This is a genomic window from Aureisphaera galaxeae (assembly GCF_028561275.1).
Taxonomy (GTDB): Bacteria; Bacteroidota; Bacteroidia; order Flavobacteriales; family Flavobacteriaceae; genus Aureisphaera; species Aureisphaera galaxeae.
Genome location: NZ_JAQQTF010000006.1, coordinates 23,787 through 41,425, shown reverse-complemented (window position 1 = coordinate 41,425; position 17,639 = coordinate 23,787). Strand labels below are relative to the sequence as shown.

The 17,639-nt window shown below is 41.5% G+C and carries 15 protein-coding genes; 6 read left to right on the top strand and 9 right to left on the bottom strand.

What is annotated here, in order from left to right:
* Nucleotides 1-120: 120 nt before the first annotated feature.
* Both POV27_RS10935 and POV27_RS10930 read left to right on the top strand, forming a co-directional pair.
* Nucleotides 121-3,117, top strand: coding sequence for a tail fiber domain-containing protein (locus tag POV27_RS10935; protein ID WP_272862808.1), 2,997 nt, complete (start codon nucleotides 121-123; stop codon nucleotides 3,115-3,117).
* Between the two features lie 32 nt (nucleotides 3,118-3,149).
* On the top strand, nucleotides 3,150-4,823 hold the full coding sequence (locus tag POV27_RS10930) for a tetratricopeptide repeat protein (RefSeq protein WP_272862807.1): 1,674 nt from the start codon (nucleotides 3,150-3,152) through the stop codon (nucleotides 4,821-4,823).
* A 25-nt stretch (nucleotides 4,824-4,848) separates the two neighbouring features.
* Here POV27_RS10930 and POV27_RS10925 read toward each other — a convergent pair whose 3' ends face one another.
* Nucleotides 4,849-5,373: a hypothetical protein gene (locus POV27_RS10925; RefSeq protein WP_272862806.1), complete on the bottom strand. Its 525-nt coding sequence runs from the start codon at nucleotides 5,371-5,373 to the stop codon at nucleotides 4,849-4,851.
* Nucleotides 5,374-5,444: 71 nt separating this feature from the next.
* The gene (locus POV27_RS10920; protein ID WP_272862805.1) at nucleotides 5,445-6,638 is read right to left on the bottom strand and encodes a flavin monoamine oxidase family protein; all 1,194 of its coding nucleotides are present in this window, start codon (nucleotides 6,636-6,638) and stop codon (nucleotides 5,445-5,447) included.
* A 251-nt stretch (nucleotides 6,639-6,889) separates the two neighbouring features.
* Here POV27_RS10920 and POV27_RS10915 point away from each other — a divergent pair, with 251 nt between their 5' ends.
* Both POV27_RS10915 and POV27_RS10910 read left to right on the top strand, forming a co-directional pair.
* Nucleotides 6,890-7,930 carry a sensor histidine kinase gene (locus tag POV27_RS10915; protein ID WP_272862804.1) on the top strand — a complete coding sequence of 347 codons (1,041 nt, stop codon included), beginning with the start codon at nucleotides 6,890-6,892 and terminating at the stop codon, nucleotides 7,928-7,930.
* Entirely contained in the window at nucleotides 7,927-8,649 is a 723-nt protein-coding gene (locus POV27_RS10910) for a LytR/AlgR family response regulator transcription factor (protein ID WP_272862803.1), read from the top strand. The genes POV27_RS10915 and POV27_RS10910 overlap by 4 nt, the downstream gene beginning before the upstream one ends.
* A 16-nt stretch (nucleotides 8,650-8,665) precedes the next feature.
* On the opposite strand, the gene POV27_RS10905 is transcribed toward POV27_RS10910, so the two are convergent.
* The 4 genes from POV27_RS10905 to POV27_RS10890 form a co-directional block, all read right to left on the bottom strand.
* On the bottom strand, nucleotides 8,666-9,331 hold the full coding sequence (locus POV27_RS10905) for a hypothetical protein (RefSeq protein ID WP_272862802.1): 666 nt from the start codon (nucleotides 9,329-9,331) through the stop codon (nucleotides 8,666-8,668).
* A 12-nt stretch (nucleotides 9,332-9,343) separates the two neighbouring features.
* Nucleotides 9,344-9,976: a hypothetical protein gene (locus tag POV27_RS10900; RefSeq protein ID WP_272862801.1), complete on the bottom strand. Its 633-nt coding sequence runs from the start codon at nucleotides 9,974-9,976 to the stop codon at nucleotides 9,344-9,346.
* A 14-nt stretch (nucleotides 9,977-9,990) separates the two neighbouring features.
* A complete protein-coding gene (locus POV27_RS10895; protein WP_272862800.1) occupies nucleotides 9,991-10,617 on the bottom strand; it encodes a hypothetical protein in 627 nt (208 codons plus the stop codon).
* 414 nt (nucleotides 10,618-11,031) lie between these two features.
* A complete protein-coding gene (locus POV27_RS10890; protein ID WP_272862799.1) occupies nucleotides 11,032-12,111 on the bottom strand; it encodes a T9SS type A sorting domain-containing protein in 1,080 nt (359 codons plus the stop codon).
* 163 nt (nucleotides 12,112-12,274) lie between these two features.
* Between POV27_RS10890 and POV27_RS10885 the strand changes: the two genes are divergently transcribed.
* Nucleotides 12,275-12,811: a hypothetical protein gene (locus tag POV27_RS10885; protein ID WP_272862798.1), complete on the top strand. Its 537-nt coding sequence runs from the start codon at nucleotides 12,275-12,277 to the stop codon at nucleotides 12,809-12,811.
* 93 nt (nucleotides 12,812-12,904) lie between these two features.
* Entirely contained in the window at nucleotides 12,905-13,360 is a 456-nt protein-coding gene (locus POV27_RS10880; RefSeq protein ID WP_272862797.1) for a COG2426 family protein, read from the top strand.
* A 57-nt stretch (nucleotides 13,361-13,417) separates the two neighbouring features.
* On the opposite strand, the gene POV27_RS10875 is transcribed toward POV27_RS10880, so the two are convergent.
* From POV27_RS10875 to mnmE, 3 genes are all read right to left on the bottom strand, one after another.
* Nucleotides 13,418-15,010: a hypothetical protein gene (locus POV27_RS10875; RefSeq protein ID WP_272862796.1), complete on the bottom strand. Its 1,593-nt coding sequence runs from the start codon at nucleotides 15,008-15,010 to the stop codon at nucleotides 13,418-13,420.
* Nucleotides 15,011-15,099: 89 nt separating this feature from the next.
* Nucleotides 15,100-16,188 (bottom strand): helix-turn-helix domain-containing protein, encoded by a 1,089-nt coding sequence (locus POV27_RS10870; protein WP_272862795.1) that lies wholly within the window; start codon nucleotides 16,186-16,188, stop codon nucleotides 15,100-15,102.
* Nucleotides 16,185-17,597 carry a tRNA uridine-5-carboxymethylaminomethyl(34) synthesis GTPase MnmE gene (gene mnmE, locus POV27_RS10865; protein ID WP_272862794.1) on the bottom strand — a complete coding sequence of 471 codons (1,413 nt, stop codon included), beginning with the start codon at nucleotides 17,595-17,597 and terminating at the stop codon, nucleotides 16,185-16,187. The genes POV27_RS10870 and mnmE overlap by 4 nt, the downstream gene beginning before the upstream one ends.
* Between the last annotated feature and the right edge of the window lie 42 nt (nucleotides 17,598-17,639).

Below are 17,639 nucleotides of genomic sequence, written 5' to 3'. Positions count from 1 at the left end.
GGCTTTTTTATACCCTTATATTCATGGGTTTAAAACATTTTGCCACTTTTTGACACCCTCAATTTTGTGGGAAAATAGAGACGATGTTCTATCATTGTGCTGTAAAAACACAAGCCTGCTATGACCCCAATAACTAGAACCACAACGCTCGCCATTTTCCTTCTTTTTGGTTTAATTTCTTCGACCGCTCAAGTGGGAGTGGGAACTACGGATCCCAAAGCATCCTTAGACATAAATGCTAGCGATCCATCCAATCCATCCAATACCGATGGCTTTTTGGTTCCACGTATCGATACCTTTCCGGCAAGTGATCCTACCGCAGACCAGAATGGAATGTTGATTTATCTCACCACTACCGATGGAGGCAATCCACCTGGTATGTATATGTGGGATAATGGAGCTACTTCTTGGAATCGATTGGATGCCAATACCCTTTTTGAAGTGATGAGTGGCGTGGTACGTCCTGGGAATCAAGTAAACATGAGCACGGCCGATTTCGTTTTCGGATCCACACAATTAGACGACTCAGGAGACCCCGATCACGACAATCGTATGTTTTTCGATAAATCCAAGGGGGCTTTCCGAGCAGGAAAGATTGATGATTCTAAATGGGACGATAGCAATAGGGGAGTTTTATCTGTAGCTTTTGGTGAAAATAATACCGCTAGTGGGGAAGGTTCCATGGCATGGGGTATTGATGCTGAGGCAACTGGTCAATATGCTACTGCTTTTGGTCCGGGAGGAAGGGCATATGGACGTTATTCCACTGCTTGGGGCGTTGCTACGACGTATGGGGAATTAGCCACCGCATGGGGGCAATTTACAGGTGCCGATGGTATCTATTCCACGGCGTGGGGTTATGGAACCTATGCACCATCCGGTTATGAGACCGTTCTGGGGCGATACAATAACAATTATTCAGAACTTTCTAGCAATGGATGGAACGATGCCGACCGCTTGTTTGTCATCGGAAATGGTTCCTCCTCCGTAAATACATCGAATGCCTTGACCATCTACAAAAATGGAACGATGAACATCAATGATGCTTACGATATGCCTACGACAGACGGGTTTGCAGGGCAAGTACTAACTACAGATGGAACTGGAGTTACTTCATGGGATTTCGTTTCAGGAAGTACCGACGATCAGGCATTAACGATTAACAATATGACTGGTAAGCTCACCATTGAGGATAACAACACGGTAACTTTATCAACTATTGCGGATGATGATTCGGATACGATGATACAAATCGAGGAAAATTTCGATGAAGATATTATACGGTTTGATCTGGCGGGTACGGAATACTTCAGAATGAATACAGGTCGATTGGAGATCCAAAATACGGGAGGTTCTGTGCTTATAGGTGAAAATGCAGGAATTAATGAAGATCTCTCCAATCGGAGGAATGTTTTTATTGGTAGGCGAGCGGGTAGGTTCACCACGTCGGGACAGGGAAATATTGCTTTGGGGGTAGACGCTTTAACTACCAATACAACAGGGGAATATAACATTGCATTGGGAACTGAGGCTATGTTTGCTGGATTTGCAGGTAGTTTTAATGTCGCTATGGGTAATAGGGCTTTGGCTCCTGGTTCAGGTGCTTACAATGTAGCCATTGGCAATGAAGCATTAACGTCAAATAATGGTAATAATAATGTGGGTATAGGAGCATATGCAGGTTTTCGAAACACAGGAAGCAACAATGTTTTTCTAGGTACTAACGCAGGTTCTGGTGATACCTCGGGTTCAGAAAGATTATATATAGGTGATTTGATATATGGCGAATTCGACAATCAGCTACTTAGGGTGAATGGGACTTTAAACATTAATAACACCTACCAATTTCCTACCACAGATGGTACATCAGATCAGGTATTAGCCACGGATGGAAGCGGTACCGTTTCTTGGACTACCATGGATGAAGGTTTATTCGAAGTGTCAAGCAACGTAGTACGACCCAATGCAAGTGTGGACAATACTACCGATGATTTCGTCTTTGGCTCTTCTCAATTGAATCACAGTACAGATGTCTCTCTAAATAGTCGCTTCTTTTTCGATAAATCCAAAGGAGCTTTTCGAGCCGGGTATACCGCTATAACGGGTTATTGGAATGAGAGTAGTAGAGGTTTTTATTCATTTGCAGCTGGACAGGACACGAGGGCCACAGGTTCAAGCTCGGCTGCATTTAATCGTCTTACCACAGCTTCTGGATTGTATGCAACGGCTTTGGGGTACGGAACCAATGCCACTGCAGATGCAGCTACATCAATGGGATGGCAAACACGAGCAGATGGATTAGCATCCATAGCTTGGGGTCAGGGAACGGAAGCCGATGGTTCGCATGCTACAGCATTTGGTATTTATACGGATGCTACAGGTGCCAGTAGTACTGCTTGGGGTTATAATACATTCTCCCCTTCTTTTACCGAAACGGTAATCGGTTCTTATAACACACTATATACGCCTACTGGAACGGCTACTTGGGACACAGCCGATAGGTTGTTCGTTGTTGGAAATGGTGTAAATAGCGCTAATCGTTCTGACGCCATGGTTATACTGAAAAGTGGTCTAACCGCTATAGGGCATAATGCCCCTGTTTCCGATTTGCACATCAAGCAAACCGACGATGTGATTGCAGGTAATGGAGGGATTTCGTTGGAAAGCAGTGCTAGTACGGAACGATGGAAAATTAATGTGTCTGGGGTGAACGTTGTTGTTTCACAAAACAATAATCTTCGTGCCATCGTGGTTAGTGGCACGGGACAGTGGTTGGCTGTTTCCGATAGAAATAAAAAGAAGAACATTACAGAAATGACGCAAACCCTGGACGGAGTCATGAAACTTCGTCCAGTGAACTATCATTATAATGATCAATTAGATTCTGAAGCAAAGGTTCCAGGGTTTATTGCACAGGAAGTGGCTCAAGTATTCCCAGATTTGGTGCATTATGACGAAAATGGTGCCGTAATGGGATTGAGTTATGCCGATTTTGGAGTGGTAGCTATCTCTGCCATTCAGGAACAGCAAAAGGAAATTGAATCGCAACAAGAGAAAATTGACGATTTAGAAAAGCGCTTAGAGCGTATGGAGCAGTTACTGCTTCAGAAGCAATAAAACAGTCAACCGTATTCGGTATTTTTGTAGGAATGAAAAAACATCTTTCCATTCTTCTCATACTTGCCTGTGGATTCCTTTATTCGCAAGAGGCAGACTCTACGAGAACTTTGTTGGAAAGATCGGTAGAAAATGCGGTCAATGATTCCCTACGAATCGATGCCCTATTGGCATTGGGTGAATACGAAATAGAATACAACTTAGCCAAAGCCGAAGGAATTCTGAACGATGTCCTCATCGAATTATTGGAGAAGGAGGAAGCCAACGACATTCAACTGGCAACCGCCTATATTCAGAATGGGATCGTAGAACGGAGAAAAGGCAATCATACCAAAACACTGGATTATTACTTAAAGGCCTTGGATATATTTGAAATGGCCAACGATTCACTGAGGATTTCCGACACCTATCACAATTTAGGGATGGTCTACAGGAGTCGTGGTGAATTCGGAAAAGGAATAGCCTATTTCAAGAAAGCAATTGCCGCAAAAGAAGTGATAAAAGATACCCATGGTCTGGGAGCTGGGTATAATATGATGGGTGTGATCTACAGAAAGCGAGAAAACTTCGATTCCGCCATTGATAGCTATAAAAGGGCTAAGCAGATTTTTCAATCCATACCAAGTAGCGAAGATATTCAGCGCGTAAATAACAATATGGTGGTGCTTTATCTTAAACTTGAGGAATATGAAAAGGCACTTCCACTGGGCTTGGAGAATATCGAAGATTCCAGACGTAAGGGAAAGGAGTATTCACTATGTACTGCCTATTACAATGTATCTAGAATCTACATTAGAATGGAGCGCTATGATTTGGCTATGGAAGCCATTGATAGTTCGTTGGTATTGGCAAAGAAAAATGGATTCCGGGAGAGCATTGCGAATGCGTATTTAAGAAAAAGCTTTATTAACAACAAACAAGGTAATTTCAAGAAGGCTTACGATAACTATAGAACTTTCAATAGGCATTCGGATTCCATTTTCAACATTGAAAATGTAAAGAAGGCACAAGAGTTAGAACTGAAATACCAGTTTGAAAGGGAAAAATACGCCGATAGCCTCAAATTTGCACAGGAAAATAAGGAAACCCAGTTGCGAGCAGAAAACGAGGCGAAGCAGAAAATGCTCTATCTCATACTGCTTTTGGGAACCCTTGTCGCGGGGGGATATATACTATACCTCGTACGAAAGAATCAGAAAAACAGAGCCATGCTGGCCGAAGAGACCCTGCAACGGGAAAAGGCGGAAAAAGAGTTGTTGGACCAACGATTACAGGTCAATTTGGAAGAAACCAAACGTCTCATTGCCGATAATTCCATGCGATTGTCCTTCAAACAAGAATTACTGAATTCCTTAAAGAACGAATTGGATAGCAAAGATCCGGAACAACTGAAAAGTTCTCTTAAGTCCCTAACCCTAGGGCTACAGACCCAAATTGCTACAGAGAATAAATTATCCGGAATTCAGACACGTATCGATGAAGTGAATAAAGGATTCGACGCGAAACTTAGGGAGTTATTTCCAGATTTGACCAAAACCGAACGGGAAATATGTACTTTATTGCGACTCAATTTGTCGGTCAAGGAAATCATGACCATACGGAATGCGTCCCTAGATTCGGTAAAGAGTGCGCGATATCGCATTAGAAAGAAAATGGCCATTCCCACAGGAACGGAACTGGAGCGATTTATTCAAGATATTGCATAGGTACATTCGGATGCTATCACAACAATCAATAGTTCGAAAACATCACATCGAAGCTACCTTTGGTAACCTCCCGTATATCCTCTGGATTAGCTGAATTCCTCAATCTAAAACTAAAAGTACCCGCTACATGATCGTCGGTAAGCTCAGTGATCGTAATGGAACCGGGATTATCTGGCATTCCATTGGTGAGGTAACCGCCGCCACCTCGAAAATCTTTTTTATAGAATCCTCGCATTCCTGCTTGGGTAATTGGGTAGGTTCCGGGGCCTAAGTTCCCAGCTGCTTGAAATATTTCTAGGGCAAGATGGGAGCCATCCGCACCAAAGGCTTGAATACGCACCAAGGTATTGCCATCGGTAATGGCTTCTTCTTCCAGTTTGGAATCGGGATGGCCGGGTGGGGCACTGATCCAATCGACACCATCCATGGTAAATTGAACAACACCTTTATCGGTAGCGCTCGAAGCATTCCTATTGGTACGACCACCACATGCTACCAATACAAGAGATAAAAATAAGCTTAGGAGTAAGGGAAATGAAATAGCTTTCATAATTGAAAGTGTTTGGTTTTTAGCTTCTTACAAGGTAAGGCTATTCCCTTGAAAATCAAAAAACAAGAAGGTTACCCTACCATTTCATCTACAGCTGCCCGTGCCGATCGCGCCGCCACGTGCACACTGCTCCAGTCTTCACCATCGCTATAGGCATCCCCAGCGAAATAAAGCTTGTTATTTACAGATTCTCCCAAGGTTCTCACCATTTTCCAGTTCTCCTGATCGGTGATGTATGCACCTTGCGCATAAGGTTCCTCGTTCCAATTCTGTACAATATGATCTACGTAGTTGGCGCTAGCGGCACCGTTAAAAACGGCATCCAATTCGTTTAGTATATAATCACGCAATGCATCACCAGAAAGTGCCTGGTAGGGCTCTGCTTGTTGCCCAACAGAGAAAAGCCCCAATACATTCATATTGGTATTTTGACCATAAGCCGCATCATAATAAAGACGCTGTCCTGCGGGTGTTTCGCTATCGTCAAAGGCCAGATAGGTGGGATAGAAATTGTTTGAAAATTTAAAGAAGGCCTTAAAACCACCCCATACATTCACATTTTGAATGGCATTTTGTTTAGCAGCGGGTAGGGCGGGAGTAAAGGCGATCGATCCACTTTGCAAAATCTTTACAGGCACCGTTACAATGATCCTATCTGCCGAATACGTTTGACCTTGATCGTCGGTAACGGTTACCTTGTCTCCGGAATAATCGATAGCCGTTACAGGAGTATTAAAGGTGATTCTAGACTGTACACTCGGAAGAACATAGGTTTCGAAGAAGTCGAACCAACTAGAGCCCACAAATTTCCGATCGATAAAATCATTACCGAATACCGTTCCCAAGGGAACCACAGATAGGGAAGAACCATCGTAATATCCCGCGGTATCGTTTTCAAGATCGTACGGTACAGTTTGGGTATTTATATTTACAGAAGGATCATTTACAATTTCCGAAAGTACAGAGGTATCGACATGCAGCCATTCTCCACCCAAGGGAATAGGGAAATCTGCAAAGCTGTTGTTGCGTTTTGTTCGTCCTCCATAGCGGGAAGAGGCCTCTAAGATTCTAAAATCGATGCCTTGCTGTGCCAAGAGGTGTCCCGCAGCCATTCCCGCAGCACCAGCGCCTATGATTAAAACAGATTCTGAAGATTCTATGGGATCACCACCATTGTCATCCGTAGAACAGGCGTGCAAAACGGATTGAAAGGGTAATGAAATGCCCAAAAGCCCACATACTTTAACAAATTCACTTCGAGTCATAACGAGAATGGTTTAGAATTCATAACAAACCTAAGGTATTCATCTTTCAGCACACAGAAAATTCAATCAACGGAAGCACAAGGATCATTACCGTACACTTTTTTCCTATAAGTGGATTTTTGCTATAACGACATCCACTTATCGGTTTTCAGCTGCCATTGGTGGGGATACAACGGCTTTTTATCAAATTTTATGGTATTCATTGATTGCGAATTCGTAATCTTGTTTCAGGTTTTAGCCAAAAGAGTAAGATGAAGCGGACTAATTTTATACGGTATAGCATCCTAGGACAAGTCATCCTTTGGCTTATCTTATTGGCAATGGGTGTGTCGTATGAGTTGGCAATCATCGACTTCTGGCCAGCGCTGGTCATTAGCCTGAATTTTGTAGTGTTGACCATGATAGTGGTCTATATACACTATTTTATGTTGTTGCCACTATTGTTCCGAAGAAAGTACCTGCAGTATGTAGTTTTTACACTCATTACATTGGGTACTGGCATTTTCCTTTATTTGACATTCGATACTTTGATGCCATTCGATTATCCTATGGAAGAATCATTATGGAGTTCTTCGGCCTATAGTTTCTTTTCGCTTATTCTCTTCATTGCTTTGTCTAGTATGTACTACTATATCAATAAATGGTATTTGCATCGAGAGAAGCAAGAAGTACTTCAAACTGAAAAATTGAGAACTGAGCTTAACTTTCTACGTTCGCAAATCAATCCACATTTCTTATTCAATACGCTGAACAATATTTATTCGTACGCACAGACAGGCAATGAGAAAACCGCTCCCATGCTAGAGAAACTGGCGGGAATCCTTCGTTTTATGGTGTATGAATGCGATCAGAACACGGTAGAACTGAATAAAGAGATTGAAGCCATTGAGAACCTTCTCGAGATTCACCGTATGAAGAATTCTGCCCAGACGAATATTGTTTTTGAATACAAAGGGGTTAAAGGATACCATTTGGTGGCACCCTTAATTCTCGTTAATTTGGTTGAAAATGCCTGCAAGCATTCCAATGCGGTGAGTGATCTCAATGGTTTTATACGATTGAATGCTGAGGTGAACGAACAACATCTATTGCATTTTAAAGTGTCCAATTCCATAAAACAAAAGACAGATAGCACGACACTTAGCCCAGGGGGCTTGGGATTGAAAAACATTGTAAAACGTCTGGATTTGCTTTACGGTAATACGTATGCCATGAAGGATGCTAACGATGGAAAGGTATACCAATTAGAACTAGAGATTCCTTTGACTGTAAAGAATGCCGAATACATATGAACAAGATCAACGTACTTATATTGGATGATGAGGAACCGGCGCGATTGCTGTTGGAAACCTATTGTGATAAGTTGGAAGATATTCATGTGGTGGGATTGGCGAGTAACGCCTTGGAAGCCAAAAAACTGATCGAAAATGAAACTGTCGATATTCTGCTGTCCGACATTCAGATGGACGATATTACGGGCATAGACCTTGTAAAAATGCTGAGGCAAAAGCTGGTGACCATCTTCACTACGGCCTATTCAGAATATGCTTTGGAAGGCTATAATTTGGATGTGGTCGATTACTTGGTAAAGCCCATTTCCTTTCAGCGATTCTACCAAGCCATAGAAAAAGCAAAAGACCTTATTTCATTTTCTGAAGAAGATAACAAAAGGGGCGATTCAAGTCTACTTTCGGATTACTTCTTTGTGAAAACCAATAGGAAGATGGTGAAGGTTCATTTTAATGATATCCTTTTTACTGAAAGCTATGGAGAGTATGTAAAGATCTATACCCAAGATGACATGATCTTAGCATTGCAAACAACAGGTTTTATGGAAACCGTGTTGCCGCAAAAGGATTTCATCCGCATTCATCGTTCCCACATTGTAAACCTGAATCACATTCTGGTAATAGAAGGGAATTTAGTGACAATAGCATCCCATAAGCTGACCATTAGCAAACGGATGAAGGATGCTTTTATGGAGAAAATTCGCTGGAAGGGGATTATCTAATCGCAATGGTATCCAATTAGAATCCAGGAGGAAGCGCAACCGTCCCAGTGTTGGAATTCAACATATTCTTGGAAATGGATGTTTGCACTTTCGAAATGAACCCTTTTCGGTAGATGATTACATTTAAATACAAATCGATCGGAGTATCCACGTAAGAGCCCACACTGAAATCGTACACCCTAAATACAGAATCATTGGGAACCGCCTTGAGGCACCATGTACCTGTAGCACCGTTTTCGAAGGCATAGATCTGGTACCCTTCAATATTTACGGTCGAATGGTTACTCAAGATGATCACCTCTGGATTTCCAGTACCAGCTTCTTCAAAATAATATCCTTGCAAGGTTACGATATAATCTGTCGTAGAAATCTTGGTGTCATATTCAAACAAGCCATTCGATGAAAGATCCTGAAAAATAAATTCCGCATTATTAATGGGACCGTATTTACTCACATCGATATCATACTTTATAATGTCGCTGGTGGAAGTCTGTATTAATAGTTTCGAATTCCTGATTTGAGTGTTATCCCCAGGATTTTCTAAATATAGATTTGAGTCGGTGCGCACGTCGCCCACCACATCCAATGTACTATTGGGGGTCATGGTGTTGATTCCTACCTGACTTAGAACAAGGGAACATTGAAAAAGACCTATTAGAAAAAGTATGTAATTCTTTCGCATAAGTTGTATATTTTAATTTAGAACCGGAACAGAGGAAGCCGTTCCCGTGAAACCACCCCCTAAGTCTGTATGTATAGAAGGAAGGTTTCTGAAATATGATTTGTCATACACCACTAGGGTAACATAGTATTCTACGCTATCTGAAGGTTGTAAGTCTAAGATTCTGTTACGGATTTCAAGATGCCATGTTCCACCATTCTCGAAGGTGCGAACCACAAATTGACCGATGGATTTCTTGGTAGCATCGTAGTCTAACTTCTCCAAGGCATCCCCAACATATCGGAAATTTGCCACACCTACGATATACTTGCTGGTATCGTATTGCAGATCGAGATCTTCAATATTGTCAGAATCTATGTTGCTGAAGTGGTAGTTGACTAGGTTTACGGGAGCTACACTAATGGATTGAACATCGAGTACCGAAAGTTCACCTACCGGATTTGAATTCGTTTTTCTTGCTACCAGTTTAAAATCTTCTTCTGTAGATCCAACAGTGGTTAAGGTGCCTACTTTAAAAGCATCTTGCACCAACATATCGCCTGCCACGTGCAAATCTGCTTTAGGAGCCGTAGTACCAATTCCTACCTGAGCGTACGATAGTCCACTTATTAATAGTGCTACTATCAGTGTAATTTTATACTTCATAATTGAATAGGTAATTAGTTAATAACGGGAAAGCTAGCTGTTGCGGTCGATCCACCACTCATAGGAACAGCGACCGTACCCAATTGTTTAGACAAATCCCTTGAAAAAATAAGTGTGGTGATGGTCCATTCGCCAATGGCCGAAACGTCTGCATTACGAGCCACTGGATAGTTGGCAACAATATGCCAAGTCCCGCCACTAATGAAGGTAGCTGTATAGGGTAGGCTATAATGATCGGATTGCCCATCGGTATTATAAAGCGATAATTCTTCGTTATAATTTGCCGAAATTGCAATGAGGACATAATCGGTGGCATCAATACCCGTATCAAAGTCTTGAACGAAATCCTGGAACATGTTTTCAATCACATATTCCTGAATATAACCCAAGGCTGCACCTGTAGGGTTACTTACGTCCAACGTTTTAATAGTATTGTCCGTGTCTTGTACAAGGAAGGTAGAGGTGTCGCCATCCGCTAATGAGTTAACGGTGCCAATGTCTATAGTGGACGAAATTTCCACATCACCGGCTACTTCTAGTGTGGTTCGGGGGGCTGTTGTGTTTATCCCAGTTTGGGAAATGATTTGGTGGGGGCAAATACATAAAAAAACAGCCAAGAAAGTGATACTTCTTATTACCATTTTATTACTGATTTGGTGTATTCCAAATATAGCAGGTAAAATGTAATTAATTGAATTTCAAATCGTTGTTTAACGAGTATATGTGTATTATATCGATTATTTACGGTATATACGTAATTTAATGTAGGAATCAAGGAAAATTTGCTGTCAGAAAATAATTACAATGTGTTGTTCAATGAATTAGAATCAGATGAAAAATTACCCGGGTATTGAAGGTACATTTAAGTGTTTTTAACCCTACCTAAGACATTATATAGTTAGCAGCGGGATTTTGCTTTTGGAAAGATGTAAAAATGGTTAAGGAGATCTTATATCAATAAATTTATTACACCTTAATATAATACCTAGAAAATCTGTAGAAATAAAAAGGCCTACCACGACGGGTAGACCTTTTCTTTGGTTGAAAGAGAAAAGTTACTCTTTAATAAACCGTTGGGTGGTTGTTACCCCTTCTGCTATGGCTTTAAGGATGTATAGTCCATTCGGAAGTTTGGCAATGGGCAACGAAAAGTCGGCCGCATTGGGATGAACAACATCTACCATTTTTCCTAGGGCATCATAAATTTCAACCGTTTGTATAGGGCCGTTATTGGAGAGTTGTAATACATCACTTGCTGGATTAGGGCCCATAACAAAGTCGGAAAACGCAACCTCTGGAGTAGTAAGGGTATTACATGCTCCAGTTACCGAGATGTCAAAGTTTCCAAGTTTACTGCCAGAATCTTGAAAGCCGGTAACAAATACATAGAATTCGGTATTTCCGTTACTAGGGAAGGTAACCGAGGACCTAAAATCGCAAAAATCGTCGTTGAGAGTAACACAAGTAAAAGAGCCGCACTCCCCTGTAAATACCTGAAGTATGGTGTCCATTTCGGAAGGAGTGCCACTGCAGACATTTACAGTGATATCACCTGCAATACCTGCATTGTCATCAATGACATACCAAACTCCTGGAACATTCGAGTTTCCTCCACAGGCCGAAATGTTTGGGTTGCCTTCGGTAGTGGCAGACAAGTTACTTCCCTTTAATGTTTCGCCACAACCAATAGCAATAGCATTGGTGCAGGTGTCATTTTCTGGGAACAAGGCCTCGGTATGTATTTTCTGAAAGGTATCACCCGAAGTGCTTCCCGTGGCACAATGCGTTCGGATAAATACATGGTAAAAAGTACCTTCGGTCAATCCATTAAACGTAGCCGTTGAGGTTCCCGCGGCTAGTGTTTGTTCTTCAATAATGAAATCACTCGAATTGGGCACCGGATTATACGCATGCAGGGATATGGTATATCCTTCGGCGGTTGAGATTTCACCCCAAGTAAAGGATATACTTTCTGTGGTGACCTCACTTACAGTAAGATCTTGGATGGGTGCGCAGGGGCCAACATCGTTTACAGTAATCCCTTCTTTGCCAAGTGTTTTGTAGTCTGTGGCTTGCACAGGAGTTTCACTAAGAATAAACAAAATGACCATTAATAATAATGTGACTTTTTTCATATAAAAATTAAGTTGGGTTTGTTGCAGCAAAACTAAATAAATTGATTCCCGCTGTCTCCATTATGGAATTACTATAATCTTACTGGGACCTTACTAAGCTCTTCCTATTTATTCAGCTTGTATCCATAAAAAATAGCTATATTGATCTGAAAACCAGTATACCATGATTCGACTAACTACCCTTTTTACCCTTGTTTTCTTAAGTGTGATACCTGCATCCGCCCAAGGCGATGATGCGTATCCCGATGTCATTTATGTTCCTTTCGATGCTTTTCGTGAAAACCGAAATACCAACGATACTGATGCTACCGAAATAGGTTCGGCCATATTCAAGTACTGTTTAAAGAACCAAGAAGAAGCCCGTGCAAGGGATTGGAATACCGTACGGCAAAATCCAGATTTGGATATGAATGGAACCCGCTATTTTATCACGTATTCATACCATTACAATCCCGAAACCGGCATATGCTCTGTAACTATAGAGGTGTATTCTGGCCCAAGATACAATCCGAGAGCGTCGAATTCTCTTGGAACCTTTCGCGGCTCTTCGCAAAGAGGCTACGAAAACCAGGATGGAAGAGAGGTCATGACAGAAAGTGACTGCTTGTATCATGCAGGTTATGAAGCTGCTAGACAACTATGTAAATCGGAATTGTTTGCACCTGGTTGGGAAACCAGACCCTTTCCAGATGGGGAATAAAATGGACAAAAGCCTTAGTATTAGATAAATTTAAGATAAGATTCACTATAAAGACTGTAAAAGAAACGTAATTTTGCACCCTCAATCGTTGCAATGATTAAGGAAGTACTATTTACTATTCTATGGAGCCTATCACCTTTTGGAGAGGCAAAGGTGGGTATTCCCTATGGTCTTCTTAGCGATCTTAATCCCTATTTCGTATTCGTTATCGCATTGGCAGCCAATATTTTGGTATTTCCCATGATGATGTTTTTTTTGGATAAAGTGAATGTTGGCTTGTTGCGATGGAATTGGTACAAAAGGGCGGCCATTTGGGTGGCCAAAAGAGCCAAAAAGGGATCTAATGGCAAGCTAAAGAAATACGGTTACCTTGGTTTGGCGTTCTTTGTTATGATTCCCTTACCAGGTACCGGAGTGTACGCAGGTTCCATTGCGACCTATTTATTCAAAATGGAGCGCAAAAAGGCATTCTCTGCCAACACAATTGGAATTACCATCTCTTCTGTCATCGTCTGGTGTGTTGCTTTCTTCGGACAAGGCGTATTATAGAATTCTGGAACAACACAAACCCATCTTTCATGTCTCTAGGTTATTGGACATTCACATTTATGGAAGTTCATTTAAAAATCCGTCAATACTTTGGAGCAGGGCCAGTTTTCTTTCAACCGTCAACTCGGGATTCTTATCCGCTTCCAATAGGGTTATGGCCTTGTCGAAATGTTTCTTGGACTCATCATACTTTTTGAGTTCCAACGCATAGTACCCCAAGTAATAATGTACTTCTGCAGAATTGGGATAACTGTCATAAGCCAATTTAAAAAGTGCATAGCGGTATTTGTATGTTGGGTCCTTTCTCCAGGCCAACCAATCTTTCATCTCCTTATAAAAACCAATCTGGAAGGGAGAAGGATTTGCTTTTTTGTAACTAGTATAGATGCTGTCCACATATTGAAATCCGTGCATGCGAAATGCATTTTTAATGGTGGCAATATTGGGAGGTTTGGGCACGGATCTTTTAATAAAGGAAGTATCAATCTGAGTTGTATATTCTGAGCTAACTGGACCTTCAATGAAGTCCAACCCTTCTGAACTGCCCTTGAGAAAAGCATTTAAAAACTGAACCATATAGATACTAGAGATACTATGTCCTTCCTGTACATTCCCTTTAGGTTCACCAATAATATGAGGCTTGAAGCTTTCTAACTGACCATAATTCAGGAAATGAAATTCACTCATCGTCTTAAAACGAAAGAAATATCGATCCGAATGCTTGAGGTGGAAAATATAACTGGGATCTATCGCGGGATGTGGAACGTAAATCGCGAGAATGGGAATATCTACGGCGTTGGTACTATAAAATGGAGTTCCTTTAAGTAATCGTTGCTCAAAATTACTAATTAGACCGCCGTCTAAACTGATCAAACAATCCACGTTGGCATTTCTATTCTGATACGCTGTAATTTGAGAGGAATTGATGGCATTGCCTATAAGTCCGATTTTGTGAGAATCTACCTGTGGCAGATTGGCTAGGAAGGAAATGGCAAAGTCCAAATCCATAACAGCTGTTTCCAACCCTTGGGAAGAAATATCCTCTGCCGAGGCATGTGCTCCTTTTAGAGTGGTAGAAGCCACCACATATCCTTGGCTTGCGATGTACTCGCACATGATGCTATGAGCCATAGGGCTCATCCCGTTGGGAAATACTACCAACGGAAATTTACCGCTCGTTGGTTCAGCATCTTTTATGGCAAAACTCTTGAGAGTTCGCAGTTGGCTTAGGTCTTCTATGGTGAAATTACCGTTACCTCCCAAGGCATTGATCTTTTCTACGATTTGCCCATCCGAAAAGACTATCTGACTTTCGGAAAGGGGGCTAAAATCCAATTTTCGGCTATTTAGGTCTATATAATCTCCATAGATCATTTGATCTTTTGCAATTCCAGAATTGGTAGGGTACCAGACATTGACCTGCATTTGTCGTCCTTCCGTTTCATCGTTAGGAAAGAGTTGGCCGTTCCAATCGGAGTAGGGGATGGCGGGTCTCGAGCGATCGTACAAGAAATGGGTGGTGTACCCAACATAGTACGGACCGGGTTGTAGCGAGCCCCACATTTGTGGCGTCTCAATAGGTGTTTCATCACTACAGGATAGGGTAGTAATTAATAGGACAAGAAGAAGGAATCGGAAAGTTGTAAGCATATCACAAGGTTTAGTGATGCTTAAATTAGTGCGCCCTCTTATTTTGGAGGTCTCAATAAATGCAAACAGGTATCAATACCCGTAAATACTTAAGATTTACTCGATTTAAACTGAAGTGGAGTTTGCCCTACATACGATTTAAAGATGCGATTGAAACTGGCTTTTGAATTGAATCCGGAATCCAAGGCAATACTTAAGATTTTCATATGATCGAATTTGGGATCCCGAAGCTTTGCCTTTACCTCTTCCACGCGATATTCATTAATGAAACGATAGAAGTTTTTGTTTAATTCGTTATTAATAGCAGCAGAAATAGTTCTTTCGGAGAGGCCAACGGACTTGCTTAAATCGGCTAGCGTTAATTCGGGGTTTCTGTAAAGGTGTTTTTCTACAATGATTTTCTGAAGTTGTACAATAACACTCGATGTTTCCTTTATCTCTGGTTCGTTTGAAACATTAATAAACAATGGGGCTGTTGGTGCTTGCTTGTATCCTTTTATAACCAACCACTGCAGCATAAGAATGTATACCACAATGCATATAAACTTGTATGTGTTCCAATAATCTAGGTTTTTCTTCCCAAGAAAAGATCCACTTATAATTAAATATGCCGCTACCATAGCAAAAGCACTCATGACCACCACAGCCAAATTTTTTAACCAGCTTAGGGTGATTTTTTCAACATTGGAGTATTGATTATAAAGCTTTGCAGCATAGCGTACCAACAAGCGATAACTTAACAAGGTAAAAATGAAGATGATGATAATGGCTAAGGATTCCAATAGCTCTGTAAACTTATGAAAGTACGGAAAAGGGTTCCCTTCTTGGTAAAAGAAATGATAAGTACTGTGCACAAAATTCAGGATGATGGGGCTGAAATACCACAAATGCTTTTTCTGAAATTTGAATTCCTGCGTGAGTGCCTTTACATAGAAATAAAAGGAAGGGCCAATCCAATAGGAAAGGGAAAGTGGGAGCCACACCAACCATCTGTATTTGTACCAGACCATGTTTTCCAGTACATAAGGCGTAAATGAAAAACACATAGAAACGATTAAGAGTGCTAAAAATCGATTGGCAACTTTATTTTCTTTTTTATCTAATATGAGTAGGCTGAAAATTAGGCCATTGAAAACGGCCAAAAGGGTAATTAGTTGAATAGCGGTAAGTTGGATCATTTCCCAATACAGAAATTCGCGAAGATATTCCCGAGGAGTTCATCGTTCGAGATTTCGCCTGTAATTTCGCCAAAGTAGTATAGTGCCTGTCGTATGTCTATAGCCAATAAATCGCCACTAAGGCCAGAATCCAGGCCTTCCTGTACTTTCAAAATCTCTTCCAGAGCTTTTAGCAGGGCATCGTAGTGCCTGGTATTGGTCACGATGGTTTCGTTATTGCGCAAAGCACCTGTATTCACAAAATCCAGCAATTGTGTTTTGAGTTCTTCCACACCTTGGCCCGTTTTGGCCGAAAGGAGCAATGTCTGCGATCCTTCTACGGAACTTAGGGACACATTTAATTCTTTTTTAATGTTTTCCGAAAGTTGATCTGCCTTGTTGGCAATGATCACCAAAGGTTTTTGAGGATATTTGTTTTTTACCTTTTCAATTTCAACTTTAAAAGTATCGATAGCCTCACTGGCAACTGTTAACTGGGTACTGTCCGCTAAGAAAACCACCACCTGTGCTTGTTCCATTTTCTCGAAGGTCTTCTTTATTCCCAATCCTTCGATCACGTCGTCTGTATTTCGAATTCCAGCAGTATCAATAAATCGGAAACCAACCCCACCAATCACGATTTCATCTTCAATCGTATCCCGGGTAGTTCCTGCAATGTCACTAACAATGGCACGCTCCTCATTCAATAAGGCATTCAAAAGAGTCGATTTCCCAACATTGGGTTCACCCACAATGGCAACGGGGATACCATTCTTAAGCACATTCCCGGTAGCAAAGGAATCGATAAGACCTTTCAATACATGCGTAATTCGGGTAATAAGCTTTTGAAATTCATCCCTATTGGCAAACTCCACATCTTCTTCGGCAAAGTCGAGCTCCAATTCAATGAGGGAGGCGAAATTCAATAGTTCCTCACGTAGCTTTTTTATTTCAGAAGAAAACCCGCCGCGCATTTGTTGAATGGCCAACTGATGGGAAGCAGCACTATCGCTGGCAATAAGATCGGCCACAGCTTCCGCCTGACTCAAATCCATCTTTCCATTTAAGAAAGCCCGTAAAGTAAACTCTCCCGCCTGTGCCATACGCGCACCACGACGTAAACAGAGCTGTATGATTTCCTGCTGAATGTAATTACTCCCATGACATGAGAACTCCACCACATCTTCCCCTGTATAGCTGTTCGGATTTTTGAAGATAGTTGCCAATACTTCATCGATAACGCGATCCTCGTCCCTAACATGGCCCAAATGAACGGTATGCGTTTTCTGTTCGCGCAAAACCTTTCCAGAAACAGAGGTAAAGATTTCTGATGCGATATCGATAGCCTTATTACCCGAAAGTCGGATTACGGCAATGGCTCCAGCACCGGCAGGCGTAGCTAGGGCAACTATGGTTTGATCATGTGTCATTGGCCGCAAAAATACGAATTCTGTTGCTATGTAAAGTCAGTT

Bases quoted from the DNA above. Each gene is read 5' to 3' on its own strand.
- POV27_RS10935 (WP_272862808.1), top strand. From the start codon at position 121: ATGACCCCAATAACTAGAACCACAACGCTCGCCATTTTCCTTCTTTTT.
- POV27_RS10930 (WP_272862807.1), top strand. From the start codon at position 3,150: ATGAAAAAACATCTTTCCATTCTTCTCATACTTGCCTGTGGATTCCTT.
- POV27_RS10925 (WP_272862806.1), bottom strand. From the start codon at position 5,373: ATGAAAGCTATTTCATTTCCCTTACTCCTAAGCTTATTTTTATCTCTT.
- POV27_RS10920 (WP_272862805.1), bottom strand. From the start codon at position 6,638: ATGACTCGAAGTGAATTTGTTAAAGTATGTGGGCTTTTGGGCATTTCA.
- POV27_RS10915 (WP_272862804.1), top strand. From the start codon at position 6,890: ATGAAGCGGACTAATTTTATACGGTATAGCATCCTAGGACAAGTCATC.
- POV27_RS10910 (WP_272862803.1), top strand. From the start codon at position 7,927: ATGAACAAGATCAACGTACTTATATTGGATGATGAGGAACCGGCGCGA.
- POV27_RS10905 (WP_272862802.1), bottom strand. From the start codon at position 9,331: ATGCGAAAGAATTACATACTTTTTCTAATAGGTCTTTTTCAATGTTCC.
- POV27_RS10900 (WP_272862801.1), bottom strand. From the start codon at position 9,976: ATGAAGTATAAAATTACACTGATAGTAGCACTATTAATAAGTGGACTA.
- POV27_RS10895 (WP_272862800.1), bottom strand. From the start codon at position 10,617: ATGGTAATAAGAAGTATCACTTTCTTGGCTGTTTTTTTATGTATTTGC.
- POV27_RS10890 (WP_272862799.1), bottom strand. From the start codon at position 12,111: ATGAAAAAAGTCACATTATTATTAATGGTCATTTTGTTTATTCTTAGT.
- POV27_RS10885 (WP_272862798.1), top strand. From the start codon at position 12,275: ATGATTCGACTAACTACCCTTTTTACCCTTGTTTTCTTAAGTGTGATA.
- POV27_RS10880 (WP_272862797.1), top strand. From the start codon at position 12,905: ATGATTAAGGAAGTACTATTTACTATTCTATGGAGCCTATCACCTTTT.
- POV27_RS10875 (WP_272862796.1), bottom strand. From the start codon at position 15,010: ATGCTTACAACTTTCCGATTCCTTCTTCTTGTCCTATTAATTACTACC.
- POV27_RS10870 (WP_272862795.1), bottom strand. From the start codon at position 16,188: ATGATCCAACTTACCGCTATTCAACTAATTACCCTTTTGGCCGTTTTC.
- mnmE (WP_272862794.1), bottom strand. From the start codon at position 17,597: ATGACACATGATCAAACCATAGTTGCCCTAGCTACGCCTGCCGGTGCT.